The 16,999-nt window shown below is 55.8% G+C and carries 15 protein-coding genes; 3 read left to right on the top strand and 12 right to left on the bottom strand.

Annotated features, from left to right (window positions below; translation table 11 throughout):
* Positions 1–16 precede the first annotated feature (16 nt).
* The 4 genes from ACIQT8_RS18470 to ACIQT8_RS18455 form a co-directional block, all read right to left on the bottom strand.
* Positions 17–1,174 carry a glutathionylspermidine synthase family protein gene (locus ACIQT8_RS18470; RefSeq protein WP_400968137.1) on the bottom strand — a complete coding sequence of 386 codons (1,158 nt, stop codon included), beginning with the start codon at positions 1,172–1,174 and terminating at the stop codon, positions 17–19.
* Between the two features lies 1 nt (position 1,175).
* The gene (locus ACIQT8_RS18465; RefSeq protein ID WP_400968134.1) at positions 1,176–1,784 is read right to left on the bottom strand and encodes a DUF1190 domain-containing protein; all 609 of its coding nucleotides are present in this window, start codon (positions 1,782–1,784) and stop codon (positions 1,176–1,178) included.
* Positions 1,785–1,793: 9 nt separating this feature from the next.
* A complete protein-coding gene (locus ACIQT8_RS18460; RefSeq protein WP_400968131.1) occupies positions 1,794–2,195 on the bottom strand; it encodes a DUF350 domain-containing protein in 402 nt (133 codons plus the stop codon).
* Between the two features lie 369 nt (positions 2,196–2,564).
* Positions 2,565–3,848, bottom strand: coding sequence for an NAD(P)/FAD-dependent oxidoreductase (locus tag ACIQT8_RS18455; RefSeq protein ID WP_400968128.1), 1,284 nt, complete (start codon positions 3,846–3,848; stop codon positions 2,565–2,567).
* Positions 3,849–3,978: 130 nt separating this feature from the next.
* Between ACIQT8_RS18455 and ACIQT8_RS18450 the strand changes: the two genes are divergently transcribed.
* On the top strand, positions 3,979–4,905 hold the full coding sequence (locus ACIQT8_RS18450; RefSeq protein ID WP_400968125.1) for a LysR family transcriptional regulator: 927 nt from the start codon (positions 3,979–3,981) through the stop codon (positions 4,903–4,905).
* A 149-nt stretch (positions 4,906–5,054) separates the two neighbouring features.
* Complete coding sequence (locus ACIQT8_RS18445) at positions 5,055–5,291, top strand: Lrp/AsnC ligand binding domain-containing protein (protein WP_400968122.1); 237 nt, start codon at positions 5,055–5,057, stop codon at positions 5,289–5,291.
* A 101-nt stretch (positions 5,292–5,392) separates the two neighbouring features.
* On the opposite strand, the gene ACIQT8_RS18440 is transcribed toward ACIQT8_RS18445, so the two are convergent.
* From ACIQT8_RS18440 to epmA, 3 genes are all read right to left on the bottom strand, one after another.
* Positions 5,393–5,584, bottom strand: a complete 192-nt coding sequence (locus tag ACIQT8_RS18440; RefSeq protein WP_138795378.1) for a hypothetical protein — start codon at positions 5,582–5,584, stop codon at positions 5,393–5,395.
* Positions 5,585–5,966: 382 nt separating this feature from the next.
* Positions 5,967–7,031, bottom strand: a complete 1,065-nt coding sequence (locus ACIQT8_RS18435; protein ID WP_400968118.1) for a lysine-2,3-aminomutase-like protein — start codon at positions 7,029–7,031, stop codon at positions 5,967–5,969.
* Entirely contained in the window at positions 7,028–8,092 is a 1,065-nt protein-coding gene (epmA, locus tag ACIQT8_RS18430) for an EF-P lysine aminoacylase EpmA (protein WP_400968115.1), read from the bottom strand. Before epmA ends, ACIQT8_RS18435 begins: the two co-directional genes overlap by 4 nt.
* A 252-nt stretch (positions 8,093–8,344) precedes the next feature.
* Here epmA and efp point away from each other — a divergent pair, with 252 nt between their 5' ends.
* Positions 8,345–8,914, top strand: coding sequence for an elongation factor P (gene efp / locus ACIQT8_RS18425; RefSeq protein ID WP_400968112.1), 570 nt, complete (start codon positions 8,345–8,347; stop codon positions 8,912–8,914).
* Positions 8,915–9,100: 186 nt separating this feature from the next.
* Here the strand turns inward: efp and ACIQT8_RS18420 are convergent, their stop codons facing one another.
* The 5 genes from ACIQT8_RS18420 to ACIQT8_RS18400 all read right to left on the bottom strand — a co-directional run bounded on the left by ACIQT8_RS18420 (position 9,101) and on the right by ACIQT8_RS18400 (position 16,834).
* On the bottom strand, positions 9,101–10,540 hold the full coding sequence (locus ACIQT8_RS18420) for an efflux transporter outer membrane subunit (RefSeq protein WP_400968109.1): 1,440 nt from the start codon (positions 10,538–10,540) through the stop codon (positions 9,101–9,103).
* 150 nt (positions 10,541–10,690) lie between these two features.
* The gene (locus tag ACIQT8_RS18415; protein WP_138795383.1) at positions 10,691–13,780 is read right to left on the bottom strand and encodes an efflux RND transporter permease subunit; all 3,090 of its coding nucleotides are present in this window, start codon (positions 13,778–13,780) and stop codon (positions 10,691–10,693) included.
* Between the two features lie 54 nt (positions 13,781–13,834).
* Positions 13,835–15,031: an efflux RND transporter periplasmic adaptor subunit gene (locus tag ACIQT8_RS18410; RefSeq protein WP_400968106.1), complete on the bottom strand. Its 1,197-nt coding sequence runs from the start codon at positions 15,029–15,031 to the stop codon at positions 13,835–13,837.
* 190 nt (positions 15,032–15,221) lie between these two features.
* Positions 15,222–15,881: a TetR family transcriptional regulator gene (locus tag ACIQT8_RS18405; protein ID WP_400968103.1), complete on the bottom strand. Its 660-nt coding sequence runs from the start codon at positions 15,879–15,881 to the stop codon at positions 15,222–15,224.
* 2 nt (positions 15,882–15,883) lie between these two features.
* Entirely contained in the window at positions 15,884–16,834 is a 951-nt protein-coding gene (locus tag ACIQT8_RS18400) for a phosphoribosylaminoimidazolesuccinocarboxamide synthase (RefSeq protein WP_400968100.1), read from the bottom strand.
* Between the last annotated feature and the right edge of the window lie 165 nt (positions 16,835–16,999).

Below are 16,999 nucleotides of genomic sequence, written 5' to 3'. Positions count from 1 at the left end.
GCCGCTTTTGATCAAATCAGTCGATGATGACGTGCGGTACGAAGCGGGACAAGTTGGCGGTAATTCGTGATTGATCCTCACGGACGCCCAGACCACAAGCGCGGTCGCCGATCACCCAACTTCCGAGCACGGCGTAGCCCGCCTCGCTTTCGAAAAGTGGCGAATAGGCCTGTATGATAAAGCCCTCCTCGCCATATTCGCCAGGAGCTTCGATCACGTCGTGTCCTTCGCGAACAATGGTGACGTTTTCTCCCTCACGGGAAAGAAGCGGTTTGCGCACGTAATCCATCAGGCCTGTTGCTGCCGGGGTGTCGGCAAAGAAGCTCGGCAACAGGTTGGGATGATTGGGATGCCGTTGCCATAAAAGCGGCAGTAGCCCCTTGTTGGAGAGAACCGATTTCCAGGCCGGTTCGATGAACACGTCGCCGGATTTTGCCAATTGGCGGGCGTAGGGCTCGCGCAGCATATGTTCCCAAGGATAAAGTTTGAAACAGCGATCGATTACCTGATCTTGAAGATCGGTATATCGCCCTTTCGCGTCGATCCCGATGTCGTTGATGTCGATAAGCTCGACGCGATGACCTGCCTGCAGGGCGCAATCCATCAGGTACACCGTCGTGCCGCGATCCTCTTCATTTCGGGTCGCGGCAGCGAAATGGAAAATCGGTTCCTTGGAGAACTGCGCAAAAGCCTCGATCAGGCTTTCCTGCAGAAGATTGTATTGATCCGCACTGTCCGGCAGTTGGCCGCTCAAGATTTGATCTGTCAGCCAATCATATTGGAAATAGGCTGCCTCGAATATGGATGTCGGCGTGTCCGCATTGTATTCGAGCAGTTTGACCGGCCCCGATCCGTCATACGCCAGATCGAACCGTCCATAGAGATGGCGATCTCCGCGTTGCCAGGATCGCAGGACCACGTCGCGCATGTCGTGCGGTATGGCCAGCCTGTCGAGCATCTCTTCACTGGTGACGATGTCGCCGACCATGTCCATGCACATATCGTGCAATTCCTGGCTTGGGGCCTCGATTTCTGTCTCGATTTCTTCAAACGAAAAGACGTAAGCGGTGTCATCGACCCAATAGGGTTCGCCGTACATTTCATGAAAGCCAAAGCCGACGGCGCGCGCTTTCTCGCGCCAGTCGGGTCGGGCCGTAATGGCTATGCGTTTCATATCAACCGCTGCTGCTAAATGAACGTCCGCCGAAACCTTCACGCGAAACGCTCTGGGTTTTTACATTGACCATCTGGGTGGCGCGCGTTGTTGTGATTTCAGTATCGCTGTGCGCGCGGTTTGCCGTCATCATCGGTGTTACCGTCTGGCCAGTGCGGTTGCGATAGACCGGTTGGGAAGCGCTGATACCTGCGCCGCCGGAAGAGCTGCTTTCCTCTTCGTTTTCCTCTCGACGGTAGTTGTTATAGTCAGCGATGTTTTTGATCGTGGAAGACAGAAAATATCCGGTCATGAACGGCGTAAAGGAGCCGCCGCTCGTCCCGCTCGACTTTAGCCCTTGTTGCTCAGTGCACTGAAATTTTCCGTACTCATCCTCGCAGGCCGCCATGCCATCGAAACGCGGAGCGTTTGTGAGATGCGTCTGCATGGCATCTTGATAGGCGGTCTGGCAGACCCGCGTATCCATGCCAGAGGAAACGCACTCATCCACGGAGGTGAACATGACGTTGTAGGGCGGGGTCTTGGTACAGTTGTGAAGAAACAAAGCGTATGCGGCGAGGGAGCCGAAAATGAGGATTGGGCGTGTGTGCCCGCTCAAACGTCTGCGCATTTTCTCTCCTCAATACGTCATGCAGGCGGCATTGAGGATGCCGATCGCGAGCGCCACACCGCCACCCCACAATCCGGCTGCGATATCGCCGCTTGTGATCTTGTCATGGAGGTTCTTCATCGTGAAATTGGCAATGTAGAAAGCGAGCACTTGGGCGGCGATGCCAATTACGGCCCAGATGACGTAGTCGACGATGCTGACAGAATGGGCTGCTGCAGATGCAAGCGGCAGACTGAAACCGATCAGTGCGCCGAGAAAAGCTATAACGGCTGCAAGGTTTCCCTCTTGGATAAGCTCCGCCTCCCGATGAGGGGTCAGTCGGGTGTATATGGCAGCGAAAGCAGCGTATGCGGCAAGTCCGATGAAGAAATATCCCAAAAATGCGGGCAGGCCCGCAACGTAATCAATCACTTAAAAGTCCCCCAATACATATAATACCGTCAGTACCACGCAGATGGCAGGCAGCAGGGCCACACGATCAACAAATCGATGTCGTATCGGCTGCATCTCTGACCGTGATTTTGCCTCTGATCGATCAGATGCATATTCTGAATATCTTCACTTTAAATGACCACTCTGGATGTTCCATTCGGTCTGTGGTCCCGCCGTTTCCTCCATCAGAACGCGCCAAGTTCGACTTGTGGCTCCATATCCGTCAAGGCAAGGTCAGGTTGAGAAGATTCTCCTCCTCAACTCAACCATGAAATCAATACGCAGAGCTGCTATTTTTGGCAATGGAGACGCCCAATGGTCAGGCGGCTTTATTGTGTGTGACGATTTTTAGAAGCGCTCGCCGGCGAAATGGGCAAGTTGTGCGCCTGCTTCGTAGTAGCTTTCCTTCAGCGCACGAAATGGCTGGGCTTGAGGATCGGTCACAGGCAAGGGCAGGTCGTCTTCGGAAATGTCACCCAGGACATGGTGGGCAATCGTACGGCCGAAAATCGTGCCTGGTGCGATGCCTCTGCCGTTATAGCCGGAGAAGCCCACGACCTTGTCTGCAAATTTGTGGAAGCGCGGCAGTGCGTTGTCGGTCATGCCGATCTGGCCATACCATTCGCATTCGAACTCGATGTCGGCAAGCTGCGGAAAGAGCCGTTTCAGCGATCGTCTTGCCCAGCTCCTGTGGATGGCTGTACCCGTTCCACGCAAGGCGCCAACGCTGCCGAACACCAATCTGCCGGCCTTGTCCATCCGGAAAGACGACAGGATTTCCTTGGTATCCCAGCATCCTTCGCGGTTTGGCAGGACGCTTTTTTGCAGATTGTCGCTCAGTGGCCGGGTGGCAAGGTTGAAGTAGGGAAGGTAGACCTGCTCTTCCCGCACGATTTTCCAAGGTCCCGTGCTGTAAGCCTCGGTTGCGACGATGATCCAGTCGGATGAGACCGCGCCCTGCGGTGTCTTGACGACCCATCGGTTTCCGTCGCGTTCCGTGGCGATGACAGGGCTTTCGGTGAAGATGCGTGCCCCGGCCTTCGCGGCAGCCTTTGCAAGGCCGCGGACATAGGCAAGCGGTTGCAGTGTGCCTGCGCGGGTATCGAGAAGCGCACCGGAGTAGGCCGGGCTGCCGATACGCTTTGCGGTCTCGTCGGCGTCGAGAACCCGGACCGGTGCGCCGCGCGCTGCCCACTGTTCACATCGGGCGTGGATTTCCGCCAGCCCCTTTTCGCCGACCGCGCAATGCAGGGTGCCGTTCTTTTCCATCTCGCAGGCGATGTCGTGTTTTTCGATCAGGTCTCGGACAGTGAGCGGCGCATCGCCCAACAGGTTGAGAAGGCGCTCACCATAGACCGGGCCCAGAACCCCCGGCAGTTCCTGAGGCATGACCCACATGCCGCCATTGATCAGGCCGACATTGCGGCCAGCGCCCCCGAAGCCGATCTGTTTTGCTTCGAGAAGAATGACGTTCACACCTCTTTCCGCCAGATGAAGTGCTGCTGACTGGCCGGTGAAACCGCCTCCAACGACGACGACGTCGGCATGGACCGTTTCCGTCAATGAAGAGGTTGCAGGGGGCTGGGGCGCGGTCTTTTCCCAAAGGCCATGAGAGCGGGGGTTGTTGTACATCGTTCCACCATTTTTTGGGCCTATCCATGCTGATTATATATGAGTGATAAGCCCTTGTTCCGAAGACTTTACAGCCGGGCGCGCATGGTGAATATCGACATATCGTCAAGAGTTCATTCCGTGAGGGAATATGGTTCTTCCGCCGCGTAGATTTTTGCCGTCATTGTCTCTTCTCGCGGCGTTCGAGGCTGCCTCGCGTATCGGCAGCGTGTCGGCGGCGGCTCGGGAACTGGGGCTGACGCAAGGAGCGGTCAGTCGACAAATTCTCGCGCTTGAGGAGCAGCTTGGCGTGGCACTTTTTTTACGCGAACGCCAGACGATCCGGCTTACCCGCGCGGGGGAGGGTTATGCACGCGAAATTCGCGAGGCTTTGCGCCGCATTTCCACCGCCTCGCTCAATCTGCGCGCCAATCCCGACGGTGGCACGCTCAATCTTGCAGTTCTGCCGAGTTTCGGGACACGCTGGCTGGTGCCGCGCCTCCCCGATTTCATCGCGGCCTGTCCGGGAATATCGGTTAATCTCCTGACGCGCTCGTCTGTGTTCGACTTCAGGACCGAAACTGTCGATGCGGCCATTCATTTCGGTTTGCCGCATTGGCCGGGGGCGGAACTCGTTTTCCTGATGCATGAAAGCGTGGTGCCGGTCTGTAGCCCTGACTTCAAGGAACGACATGGTCTTTCTGACCCGGCTCATTTGCTGAATGTGCCGCTGTTGCACATGACGACCCGTCCCGATGCCTGGGAAAAGTGGTTCCGAAGCCATGATGTGGGTTTCGACAATCTGCATGGCATGCTGTTTGACCAGTTTACGACGATTGCCGAGGCGGCGTCTTTCGGTGTTGGAGTGGCACTCATTCCCTCCTTCATGATCGAAGATGAGATGCAAACCGGCAAACTGGTCAAAGCAGTTTCAGGAACGCTTGAAAGTGAAGAGGCCTATTATCTGGCCTGCATGTCGGACAGGGCAGGTTATTTGCCGCTTGAAAGTTTTAGGAACTGGATCGTCGGCCAGGCAAAAAAGGGCGATATTCAATTGCGCGGCGTGTCGCGAGGCTGACGCAGCTCTACGTACTATGGTCAAAATGGTCGCACACTTTTTTACGGCGGGCTCGGAACGGTCTTGCAAGACGAATGCGGGTGCGCCAATAGTGCGGCATGCCCGCAGGGTAAAGCCATTTATTGCGAATCCAACCACGGGAGACGTCCGTGAAGCCAATCTTTGTTCAGCTTCAATGTGAACCCGGCAAGACCTACGATGTCGCCGACGCCATCTACAAGACCGAACTCGTTTCCGAACTGTATTCGACGAGCGGCGAATATGATCTGATGCTGAAAATCTATCTCGGGCCGGAGGAAGATATCGGCAAGTTCATCAACCAGAACATCGTCAACATTCCCGGCATCGTGCGGTCTTTGACCACCTTGACGTTCACTGCGTTCTGAAGCCGAAACGCGTTACAACAAAAAAGCGCGCCGTCGATATCAGTATCGGGCGCGCTTTTGTTTTTCTGATCGGTTTTTAAACTGTCGGAAAATGCATTCCATCAAGCGACAGCGGCGAAGTTCCGCTCGCGCACGAGATTGCGGATTGCAATGCGTACGTCGTCGGCGCTGTCAAATTTCTGTTCGTCCAGATCATGAACGTGAAACTTGACTGCAATGAACTTCAACCGGTCATTGTCCGGAATAACGATGCCGACCGGTTCGCCAGCGAATTCAATAACTTGCTTCTGCATAATACACTCCCGCTGTGGCTATATCTCACAGCATGTTGTCGAACTGAATTTTCAGATGATTGAGACGGTTAAGTCACATTCGACAGCAGCGGGAACATGTGGATTTAAATCCACCATCCCGGGATTCAAGACCAAGGATTGCGACGATGCGCGGATATTTCGACATGACACACTCCCTGTGTTGGTGTTGACCCGGAATATCAGGATACTCGTTCTCCAGTTCAAACGACAGATAGTCCGGATCGGCGTTAAAATCAATGCCAATTGTTATAGGTAGAATATTTTTCTGTATGATGACAGGAGATGGGCGGAAATGTGAAATTTTTGTTTCTGAAAACGTCAGGTTTCAAAAGCCCGGAAATGCGGGCTTTTGATTGGCTTTTTAATTGCCGTTCCCGTCCATGGGTGGGTAGATATGATCGTTTCCGTTGAAATCAGAGACTGAGTAACAACCCTCTGGTGTTTTTTTCGCCGCATTCTCGCCGATAACGGCTTTGCCATATCCGCCGGGAATATCGAGAACATAGGTCGGCTGGCACAGACCAGAGATTCGCCCGCGCAGCGCGGAAACGATTCGCTGCCCGTCTTCTATGCTAAGCCGAAAATGGCTGGTGCCGGGCGCAAGATCCGGATGATGCAGGTAATAAGGCTTGATGCGGGTTTCGACGAAGGCACGCATAAGGTCCGCAAGAACCGCTGGGTCATCATTGATGCCCCGCAGCAATACCGTCTGGCTGATCATGACAATTCCAGCATCCACCAAACGGTCGCAGGCTCCCCTTGCCACATCTGTGAGCTCACGCGCATGGTTTGCATGAAGTGCAACATAGGTCGTCTTGCCGCTCCCCTTCAGCGCATCGATCAGTGCGCTGTCAATACGGGCCGGATCAACAACCGGCACCCGCGTATGGAAACGAACGATTTTGACATGCGGAATGTCGCGCAGTCGCTGCATCAGACCGGAAAGTCTGCGTGGCGATAGCACGAGCGGATCGCCACCCGTCAGAATTACTTCCCATATTTCCGGGTGAGATCTGATGTAGTCGAATGCTGCATCCAGTTCGTCCGGGCTCATCGTACCACTTCCTTGCGGGCCGACCGTTTCACGGCGGAAGCAGAAACGACAATAGACGGGGCAGACATGCACGGCCTTCAGCAACACCCTGTCCGGATATCGGTGGACGATGCCGTGGACGGGACTATGCGGCTTGTCGCCGATCGGGTCGTCACGTTCTTCTGGAAGCTGTAGAAGCTCGGCTTCGGTCGGAACAAACTGCAATGCAATCGGGTCGGCCGGATCAGCCGGATCGACCAACGCGGCAATCGAGGGCGTGATTGCCACGGCATAACGTTGTGCCACTGCTCGCAGGCCATCAAGCGCACTGGCGTCTATCAGACCTGCATCAAACAGCGCTTCGGGTGTCTTGATGGTTTCGGCTGCAGTCATTGCCCATATTCCGCAACGGGTGCCCACATAACGAGATCGATGCGCGGCGCACCGGTTGCCAGCATAACCACGCGGTCAAAACCAAGCGCTATTCCGCTTGCTGCCGGCATGATGTCCAACGCAGCAAGAAAATCCTCGTCGAGCGGATAGATCTCTCCATAGACGCGCTGCTTTTCCAGCATTTCGGCTTCAAAGCGTCGCCGTTGTTCTGTTGCGTCGGTCAATTCGCCAAAGGCATTAGCGAGTTCCACGCCGCAGGCATAAAGCTCGAAGCGTTCTGCAACACGTGCATCTGCCGGCGATTTTCGAGCGAGGGCGGCTTCGCTTGTTGGATATTCATCAAGAATGGTGGCTCGTCCGAAACCGAGCTCAGGCTCCACCCGTTCGACGATGACACGGCTGAACATGTCCGCCCAGGTGTCGTCGTCAGCAACACGGATGCCTGCGTTGATGAGGTTCGCGGCGAGGTGCCTGGCGTCGGTTTCACCATTCCGGCTGATCGTTGCGAGAAGATCGATACTTGCATATCGCTCAAACGCTTCCGCGACGCTCAAGCGTTCAGGCGCCAGAAACGGATCGACGCTGCGGCCACGATAGGTGAAGGTTCTGGTTTTCGCCGTTTCGGCTGCAAGTGCAAGAAGTTCGGCACTGTCATTCATCAGCGTTTCATATGTCTCGCCGGAACGGTACCATTCAAGCATCGTAAATTCAGGATGGTGCAGGGGGCCGCGCTCACGGTTTCTATAAACATGGGCGAAACAGGAGATGCGTTTTTCACCCGCTGCAAGCAATTTCTTGCAGGCGAATTCGGGCGAGGTGTGAAGGTAAAGTGCGGCCTTGTCGCCACTTGTGGTGATGCCCTGTGTCGTGAAAGCGTGTAGATGAGTCTCGTTTCCGGGCGAGATTTGCAGGGTCGCAGTATCGACTTCGAGAAAATCCTTGCGGGCAAAATAACCGCGGAAGGCAGACTGGATCGCATTTCGTCCGATCAGAAAGGCGCGACGGTCTGCATGAACATCAGGCCTCCACCAGGACGATACTTTCTGTTTGCTTGAATCCATTTTCCTGTCTTCTTTTCCGTCGTTGCGGCGGCGGCATTGCAGAGATTTTTCTCCGCTACATGTGCGATCATACCATTTAAAGCAGTTCTGGACCGAAAAGCGCTAGGCACTCTTCCCGGAATTGCTGTAGAAGGCTGGCAATTCGCACGGATTTAAGGTAGTTGCGCCCCAGAAAAAAGACAAAACGTCTACCGGGTCGGTGCAGCCGCGCAGTCCTTTACGACGCATTTCATCGAGTTACAAGGAGCTCATATGGTCAAGGTTATCGCCTCATCCGTCCGCAAGGGCAATGTTCTCGACGTCGACGGCAAGCTGTACGTCGTCCTCACTGCCCAGAACTTTCACCCTGGCAAGGGTACCCCGGTTACGCAGGTCGACATGCGCCGCATCGTCGATGGCGTGAAGGTTTCCGAGCGCTGGCGCACCACCGAACAGGTCGAGCGCGCGTTTGTTGAAGACCTGAACTTCCAGTTCCTTTATGAAGACGGCGAAGGCTTCCACTTCATGAACCCTGAGAGCTACGATCAGGTCGTTGTCGATGTTGATACGATGGGTGACCAGAAGGCTTACCTCCAGGAAGGCATGACCTGCGTTCTTTCCATCCACGAAGGCCTTCCGCTTTCCGTCGAACTGCCGCGCCACGTCACGCTGGAAATCTCTGAGACCGAACCGGTCGTCAAGGGCCAGACCGCGTCTTCATCCTACAAGCCGGCAATTCTCTCCAACGGTATTCGCACCATGGTTCCGCCGCACATCGATGCCGGTATTCGTGTTGTGATCGCGACGGAAGACAACTCCTACGTTGAGCGCGCCAAGAACTGATCACTGGATGTGTGCTCGCGGGCGCATTCGGAGCGTTTCCGCTATTTGAGGTGATGCGCCGATCCAGATCCGAAAATGCAAAAAGCACCGGGAAACCGGTGCTTTTTTATTGCCTGATTTGACGGATGTGTTGGCATAAAAAAACCCGCGCAAAGCGCGGGTTTTTTTGTTGTTGCGAAAGGCTTGTTACATGCCCTTTGCGACAGTCTGTGTTTCCGTGACCTTCTTCGGTGCGGTCTGGCCATAGGCATAACCACCACCGAGAGCGACGCTCAGAGAAACATAGTCCTGGGCGGTCTGCTGTACGGCCTGAGCAAGACTTGCCTGAGCGGTGGAAACCTGACGCTGCGCATCGAGAACGTCGAGCAGCGAGGATGCGCCGTCACGATAGCTCGCGGTCGAGAGCTGCAGGGCTTCCTGATAGGAGGCAACCGTCTTGCGCAACGCATCGGCAGTCCGCTGATCGCGATTGATGGCAGCCAGCGCGTTTTCAACTTCTTCCACAGCGTTCAGAACCGTCGCCTTCCAGACGAGATACTGTTCGCGAGCCTGCGAGTTCGTCAGATCGATGTTGGCGCGGATGGTGCCGCCATCCAGAATCGGCAGGACGATGCTCGGACCAAACGACCAGCTATTTGCCGATCCGCGGCTGCCGCCGCTGATGAAGTTGTAGCTTGGCGTGATGGAGCCGCCGAGCTCGATGCTCGGATAAAGTCGCGATTCGGCAACACCGATGCTCGCAACGGCTGCTGCCAGTTCGCGTTCGGCCGCACGGATGTCCGGACGGTTGCGAATGAGATCTGCCGGAATGCCGGTGCGCGGGACGCTGCGGGCAACTGGCTGGCGAGAACCCTTCTGAAGCTCCGTGAGAAGCGACGAAGCCGGCATGCCGAGCAGGGTGGCGATGCGGTGGGCCGAGCGACGGAAATTCGTCTCAAGACCCGGAATTTCCGACAATGTCGAATTCACGAGGCCCTCGGACTGCACAACGTCGAGGCGCGATGCAGCACCTGCCTCGAGCTGCAGCTTGGTCAGGTCGAGCGTTTCGCGGCGAGAACCGAGGTTCTGTTTCGCGATCGCGATGCGCTCCTGATAGTAGCGAGCGTCGATATAGGCGGCGGCAACTGCCGAAATCAGCGTCAGACGCTGGGTGTCGACGTTGGAATAGGCGGCGTCGAGCGAGGCATTGGCGCTTTCCTTGGCGCGACGGTACTGACCGAACAGGTCAAGCAGCCAGGAAACGCTCAGGCCACCGGACGAGGCGTTCGTGACGGGAACGTCGCGATAACTGCCCTTGGTCTGGCTTGTGGTGTGCTGGCCACTTGCCGTGAGGCTTGGAAGCGAACCGGCGCCGGCTGCGACAACGTTGGCCTCGGCCTGATTGATGCGCTCGAGGGCCTGCAGGACCGTGAGGTTCTGCGCAAGACCGGTCGAGACATAGCCGTTCAGGCGGCTATCGTTGAACCCCGTCCACCAGGCAACACTGCTGATGTCACCGTTACTGGTTTTTCCACCTTCTGCATATTTTCCGGGAAGCTGAATTTCCGGGGTTTTGTGATCTGGTCCGACAACGCAGCCAGACAGCAAAAGCATTGTCAGGGGAATGGTAGCACGAATAGACAGCATATATTTTTCCCAATTCTCCGGTTGGCTTACCGAATGCAGCGTCATGACGAAGCGAACAAAGCCGCTCATGTGCCGTAGAAACGAGCATCTGCCAAATCAGCAACATTTCTAGCAGCGTATTTACAATTGGCACAGCCCATTTTTGTTTTGTTAACGCCTAGAAAGGCGGCGAATGACCACGAAAAACGACGGAACGAAGAAAATTCCGAGGAGTGTTGCAGAAAGCATACCACCCAGCACCCCGATACCGATCGCATTTTGGGCCGACGATCCTGCTCCCGTTGCGATTGCAAGAGGAACAACACCGAGGATAAAGGCCAGCGAGGTCATGATGATTGGGCGCAGACGAAGCTTCGCAGCTTCCAGCGTCGCATCCACCAGACTAAGCCCGTGCTCTTGCCTCTCCTTCGCAAACTCGACGATCAGAATGGCGTTCTTGGCGGCGAGACCGATGGTCGTCAAAAGGCCAACCTTGAAATAAACGTCGTTCGATTGATCGAAGAGCAGCGCAGCACCCAATGCACCCAGCACGCCGACCGGCACGGCCATGATGACCGAGAACGGGATCGACCAGCTTTCGTAAAGGGCGGCAAGGCAGAGGAAGACGATCAGGACCGAAAGCGCATAGAGCATCGGTGCCTGTGAGCCGGACAAACGTTCCTGATAGGAAATGCCCTGCCACGCGACGGTGTAACCACCTGGCATGCTTGCTGTCAGACGCTCCATCTCGTTCATCGCGTCACCAGACGCAACGCCCGGTCCGGCGGTTCCTTCAAGCGAAATGGCGCCCGTGCCGTTGAACCGCGCAAGCGTCGGCGGTGCATTGATCCAGGTGACTTCGCTGAAGGACGAGAACGGTACCATTTCACCATTCGTGTTGCGGGCATACCAGTATTTCAGGTCATCTGGTTGCATGCGATAGGGGGCATCACCCTGCACGTAGACCGGCTTCAACTCGCCGTTCAGCGTGAAGTCGTTGACATCGCGTCCGGCAAAGATCGTCGACAGCATGAGATTCACCGATGCAAGATCGACGCTCATGGCCCCCATCTTTTCCTGATCGAGAATGATCTTCATCTGCGATTCGTTGTCACGGCTGTTGCTTCGCAGCGAACTGATGTTGGGGTTGCCGTTGGTCAGCTGGATCAGTTCCTTCGATGCTGCTGTCAGGGCGTCAGTACCGTTACGGCCGCTGTCGACAAGGTACATCGAGAAGCCGCTGGACGTTCCCATGCCCTGAATTGCCGGCGGCAGAAGCGGAAATACCTGCGCATCGCGGAAACCGAAGAATGTTCCCATCGCGCGCTGGACAATCGCTGCTGCGTGCTGATCCGGCGCCGTGCGCTCGGAAAAGTCCTTGAGCTTGGTGAACACCATCGCGTTGTTCTGGCCGGAACCGGTGAAGCTGAAGCCAAGCACACCGAATACGGATTCAACGTTGTTGCCTTCCTTTTCACGGAAATAGGCCTCGACCTGTTTGACCACTTCGTTGGTCCGCTCGATGTTCGAGCCGGTTGGCGTCTGTACGATGGTCAGCAAAACGCCCTGGTCTTCCTGCGGCAGGAACGAGCTTGGCAGTTTCGTGAAGAACCATGCGCAACCGCCAATGATGGCAACGAAAAGCACCATGACACGCAGCGGACGCTTCAGAAGATAACCAATGGTCGAAACGTAACCGTCAGTGGTTTTCCCGAAGCCGCGGTTAAACCACGCGCCAGGTCCACGCTGTTTCTTGTGATGGTCGATCGGCTTCAGCATGGTGGCGCAAAGCGCTGGCGTCAGCACGATAGCGACAACGGCCGAAAGCAACATTGCCGATACGATCGTCACGGAGAACTGGCGGTAGATAATGCCGGTGGACCCGCCGAAAAAGGCCATCGGAATGAACACGGCAGTCAAGACGAGGGCGATACCGACGATTGCGCCGGTAATTTCACCCATCGACTTTTCCGTTGCTTCGACAGGCGAAAGGCCCTCTTCCGACATGATACGTTCGACGTTTTCAACGACGACGATGGCGTCATCGACGAGAAGACCGATCGCCAGCACCATGGCAAACATGGTGAGCGTGTTGATCGAATAGCCGGTGAGGGCAAGAATGCCGAAGGTTCCAAGCAGAACGACGGGAACCGCGATCATCGGGATGAATGTTGCCCTGAGATTCTGCAGGAACACCAGAAGCACGACGAAGACGAGGATGATCGCTTCGATCAGGGTGTGAACCACCTTCTCGATCGACAATTTGACGAAGGGCGTCGTGTCGTAGGGATATTCGATCGAAACGCCTTCTGGCAGAGAGCCTTCAACCCTCGTCAAAGCATCCTTCACGCGGGCCGCCGTGTCGAGGGCGTTTGCGCCGGTTGCGAGATTGACCGCGAAACCTGCCGCCGGGCGGCTGTTGGATCGGGAATCGCCGCCGTAGCTTTCCTGGCCGATTTCGATGCGTGCGACGTCGCTCAAACGAACGGTCGCCCCGTCCTTCTCGACTTTGAGGATGACGGATTCGAAATCCGCAACCGTCGTGAGCTGGCTCTGTGCCGTCACCGTCACGTTGAGCTGCTGGCCCTTTACGGCCGGCAGCGCTCCGAGCGAGCCGACCGAGACCTGCGTGTTCTGGCTTTCGATTGCGCTCGTTACATCTGCGGTGGTGAGTTGATATTTGTTGAGTTTGAATGGGTCCAGCCAGATACGCATCGCATATTCGGAGCCGAACACGTTGATGCTGCCGACGCCTTCAAGACGCTTGATCTGGTCTTCGATGCGGGTGGAAAACACGTCGCCGAGGTCAGCGGAGTTGCGCTTCCCGTCTGTTGAAATCAATGCGCCAACCATCAGAATGCTCGACGTCGAGCGACTGACCTGGATACCCTGCTGCTGCACGGTATCCGGCAGTTGCGACTGGACCAGCTGCAGTTTGTTCTGCACCTGAACCTGGGCAATATCCGGCAGAATGCTGTTTCCGAACGTCAGTGTGACTTCGGAGCTGCCGGTCGAGGATGACGAGGTCATATAGGTGAGATCATCAAGACCGGTCATGCCGTCTTCGATGATTGTCGTCACCGATTTCTCGACTGTCTCTGCACTTGCACCGTTATATGTAGCGCTGATGCGCACCGTCGTCGGCGCAATGTCCGGATACTGCGATATGGAAAGCGTCGCGATGGCCAAGGCACCGCCAAGCATGATGACGATGGCGATAACCCATGCGAAAACGGGGCGCCGGATAAAGAAATGGGCCATGGCAGTCCTTGCCTTATCTTTTTCGAGCTTTGAACAAAGGTTCTCTGCCTATGCTTATTTCGAGGGAGCGGCGGCCGGTTGGGCCGGCTGCACGACGATGCCCCGGTCATCGATGGTGACTTCAACGGGTGCGACGGTTGCGCCGTCGGCGATCCACTGGAAGCCGTCGACGATGAGCTTGTCGCCATCCTTGACGTTTTCGGTGACAAGCCAGGCGTTGCCGGATTGCTGGCTGGACGCGAAGGTGCGTGTTTCCACCTTGTTTTCGGCTGTGACGAATTTGGCGGTCAGGTTGCCGCTGGCATCCCGGTTCGCGGCGCGCTGCGGAATGAGATAGCCCTTTTCCTTGCCGATGTTCAGCGTCGCGCGGACATAGGTTCCGGGGAGAATGAGGTCATCCGGATTGTCGAACAAAGCGCGGATCGAGAAGCTGCCCGTCGTTTCGCTGACGGCCATATCGGACATGTCGATCTTGCCGTCCTGCTTGTATTCGGTGCCGTCTTCGAGCGTCAGGTGAATGCCGGTGGCTTTTGCGTCTCCGCCGAGCTGGCCGGAGGCGATGGCATTGCGCAGCCGCAGAAGATTGGTGCTCGATTCCATCAGTTCGATGTAGATCGGATCAATCCGACGCAATGTTGTCAGAGCCGTCGTCTGATTGGCGGTGACGACGTTGCCGATGCTGAACGCGGTGGTGCTGGTGATGCCGTCGAAGGGCGCCCGGACCTTGGTAAGATTGAGATTGATCTCGGAGGTTTCCAGAGCTGCCTTGGCCTGAGCGACATCGGCCTCAGCCTGCAGCAGAGTGACCTTGGCATTTTCATATTCGATTTGCGTTGCGCCGCTGTTGACCAGGCGCTCGTAGCGGCTCAGGTTTGCCTGGGCGCTCGGAATGCTGGCTTCGGCCTTGGCAACGGTTGCCTTGGCCTGCGCGACTTCCGCCAGATAGGTATCGTCGTCGATCTGATAGAGAATATCGCCCTGCTTGACCTCGCTACCTTCCTTGAAGGGAATTTCGCGGATGATGCCGGTGACACGAGGACGGATCTCTGCCGTCTGGAAGGCGCTGGCGCGACCGGGAAGGACCGTCGTCAGGGGATATTCACTGACTTTCATCGGAATGACGCTTACGGGAGACGGTGGGCGCTCATTGGCCTGACCTGCCGCCTGCTTGTTCTCACCGCTGTCGCTGCATCCCGCCAGGATCGCAGCCATGCACAGAGAAACGAAAATAGGTAATTTACGTCGGCTCATCTTTCTTCCCTGCGTATCAGTCGAACTCTGAGTTCTTTGGCTTGCGACGGCATGAATGCGGATACGAAAACGAAGCTGCTTCTTCAGAAGACGAACCGGCGCTCTTTTTGTCCGATGCGTGATCTTCATAGAAGCGCAGGTGCCTCATCTTCGCAAGCTGTCGCGAGAAGGTGACGTAAATTGAGAATCGTCACCTGGCAAGCGGATTACGCAGGCCCGCATCGATCAATTTGACGAGTTCATCACAACGTGTTGCCAAATTGTCGATGCCTTCCCTGGCGATGAGGACAGGATGAATGACACTCGTGAGAGCGTGCAGAACCGTTTCTGGTTCTGTTGATAGTTCGGCAATGGGGTAGGTACCGTCGGCGACACCGTCTTGAATGATTTCGGCGAGCCTGTTGGCAATCATCGTCTTGTAATAGTCGCCACATTTCAAATCCTGCTTGGCCGTCAGCAGAATCATTTCGAAGATATAGGGATTGTCGTTCAGGTCCTGATGATGTTTTGCCATCAGCGTACGAGCAAGGTGTTTCAGTCTTTCGACGGGGGGGTGGTCTTTGTCGAGCAGATGGGTTTCTCTCTCGAAGAGGCCGATCTGCTCCAAGGCGATTGCATCGACCAGGGCATTTCTGGAACTGAAATGCTTGAAGACATTGGCAGGCGACATCAAAAGTGCGGCGGCGATATCGGCGATCGCAACCGCGCCGAAGCCACGCTCTCTGAAAAGCTCTTCGGCCTTGTTGAGAATGTCGCGCCGCGTTTCCTCTGCGGAACGACGCGCCCGACGAATTGCCGGGCGGCCGTTGTTCTTGTCATTTTTCCGCGTTTGTCCGCTCGGTTTGCTCACGGTCAGGCTCCGGGGAAATACGGCTCCAGATTTTTGCGCACTCTATCAAGAGGCGTTGCGCCGTTATCGTCAGGAACGAAACTCTGGCCGGTGATGCGCTCGTAAGCGTCAATATAGACCTTCGAGGTCTGCAGAACGAGATCCTCGGGAATTTGCGGGATGTCATCCTTATAAGGGTCGCAGCGTTCGGCCACCCAGGCCCTAACGAAGTCCTTGTCGAAACTTACGGGGCGGGAACCATTCTCGAAGCTTTGATTGTATGTTTCGGCAATCCAGTAGCGGCTGCTGTCTGGTGTGTGGATTTCATCCGCCAGAATGATTGTGCCGTTCTCGTCAGTGCCGAATTCGTATTTGGTGTCGACGAGAATGAGGCCGTGTTTTGCCGAAACCTCTTGTCCGCGCTTGAAGAGCGCAAGTGCATAGCGGGAAAGTGTATTCCACTGGTCCTGCGTCAACAGTTTCTTCTCGACGATCTCGTCGGGTGTCAGCGGTTCATCGTGACCGCCATCGAAGGCCTTGCTTGTTGGGGTAATGATCGGTTCAGGCAGGACCTGGTTGTCCTTCAACCCATCTGGAAGGGTAATGCCATACATCTGGCGTTGCCCCTTCTTATAAAGCGTCAGGATAGACGTGCCTGTGGTGCCTGCCAGATAGCCGCGCACGACGATCTCCACAGGCAGGATTTCGAGACGCTTGCCGATCACCACATTCGGGTCGGGGTAACTGACGACGTGATTGGGGCAGATATCCTTGGTTTGCTCGAACCAGTACCGCGCCGTCTGGGTCAGAACCTGTCCCTTATATGGAATACAGGTCAAAATACGGTCGAACGCGCTTAGACGGTCTGTCGATATGATGATCCGGTTTCCATCAGGCAGGTCGTAATTCTCACGGACCTTGCCGCGATAATAGTTGGGCAGTTCGGGTATGACGGCTTCTTCAAGGATACGCACGGGCTTTCCAATCTCGACAATATCGCTCCTGTGGCCCGCATCCTGCGCGGGCTTAGGCCTTTTTCCTATCGCATGTTTCATGGGCGAGGGCCAGTATAAGGCGTATTGGAACACGTTTACGGGCCTCCATGTCCGAAACCTGAAAATACCCTTTAATTTCAATGT

Source organism: Agrobacterium sp. NPDC090273 (genome assembly GCF_044772305.1).
GTDB lineage: Bacteria > Pseudomonadota > Alphaproteobacteria > Rhizobiales > Rhizobiaceae > Agrobacterium.
The sequence above is the reverse complement of the archived record's forward strand: the minus strand, read 5'-3'. Positions and strand labels throughout refer to the sequence as shown.

Bases quoted from the DNA above. Each gene is read 5' to 3' on its own strand.
- ACIQT8_RS18470 (WP_400968137.1), bottom strand. From the start codon at position 1,174: ATGAAACGCATAGCCATTACGGCCCGACCCGACTGGCGCGAGAAAGCG.
- ACIQT8_RS18465 (WP_400968134.1), bottom strand. From the start codon at position 1,784: ATGCGCAGACGTTTGAGCGGGCACACACGCCCAATCCTCATTTTCGGC.
- ACIQT8_RS18455 (WP_400968128.1), bottom strand. From the start codon at position 3,848: ATGTACAACAACCCCCGCTCTCATGGCCTTTGGGAAAAGACCGCGCCC.
- ACIQT8_RS18450 (WP_400968125.1), top strand. From the start codon at position 3,979: ATGGTTCTTCCGCCGCGTAGATTTTTGCCGTCATTGTCTCTTCTCGCG.
- ACIQT8_RS18440 (WP_138795378.1), bottom strand. From the start codon at position 5,584: ATGCAGAAGCAAGTTATTGAATTCGCTGGCGAACCGGTCGGCATCGTT.
- ACIQT8_RS18435 (WP_400968118.1), bottom strand. From the start codon at position 7,031: ATGACTGCAGCCGAAACCATCAAGACACCCGAAGCGCTGTTTGATGCA.
- epmA (WP_400968115.1), bottom strand. From the start codon at position 8,092: ATGGATTCAAGCAAACAGAAAGTATCGTCCTGGTGGAGGCCTGATGTT.
- efp (WP_400968112.1), top strand. From the start codon at position 8,345: ATGGTCAAGGTTATCGCCTCATCCGTCCGCAAGGGCAATGTTCTCGAC.
- ACIQT8_RS18420 (WP_400968109.1), bottom strand. From the start codon at position 10,540: ATGCTGTCTATTCGTGCTACCATTCCCCTGACAATGCTTTTGCTGTCT.
- ACIQT8_RS18415 (WP_138795383.1), bottom strand. From the start codon at position 13,780: ATGGCCCATTTCTTTATCCGGCGCCCCGTTTTCGCATGGGTTATCGCC.
- ACIQT8_RS18410 (WP_400968106.1), bottom strand. From the start codon at position 15,031: ATGAGCCGACGTAAATTACCTATTTTCGTTTCTCTGTGCATGGCTGCG.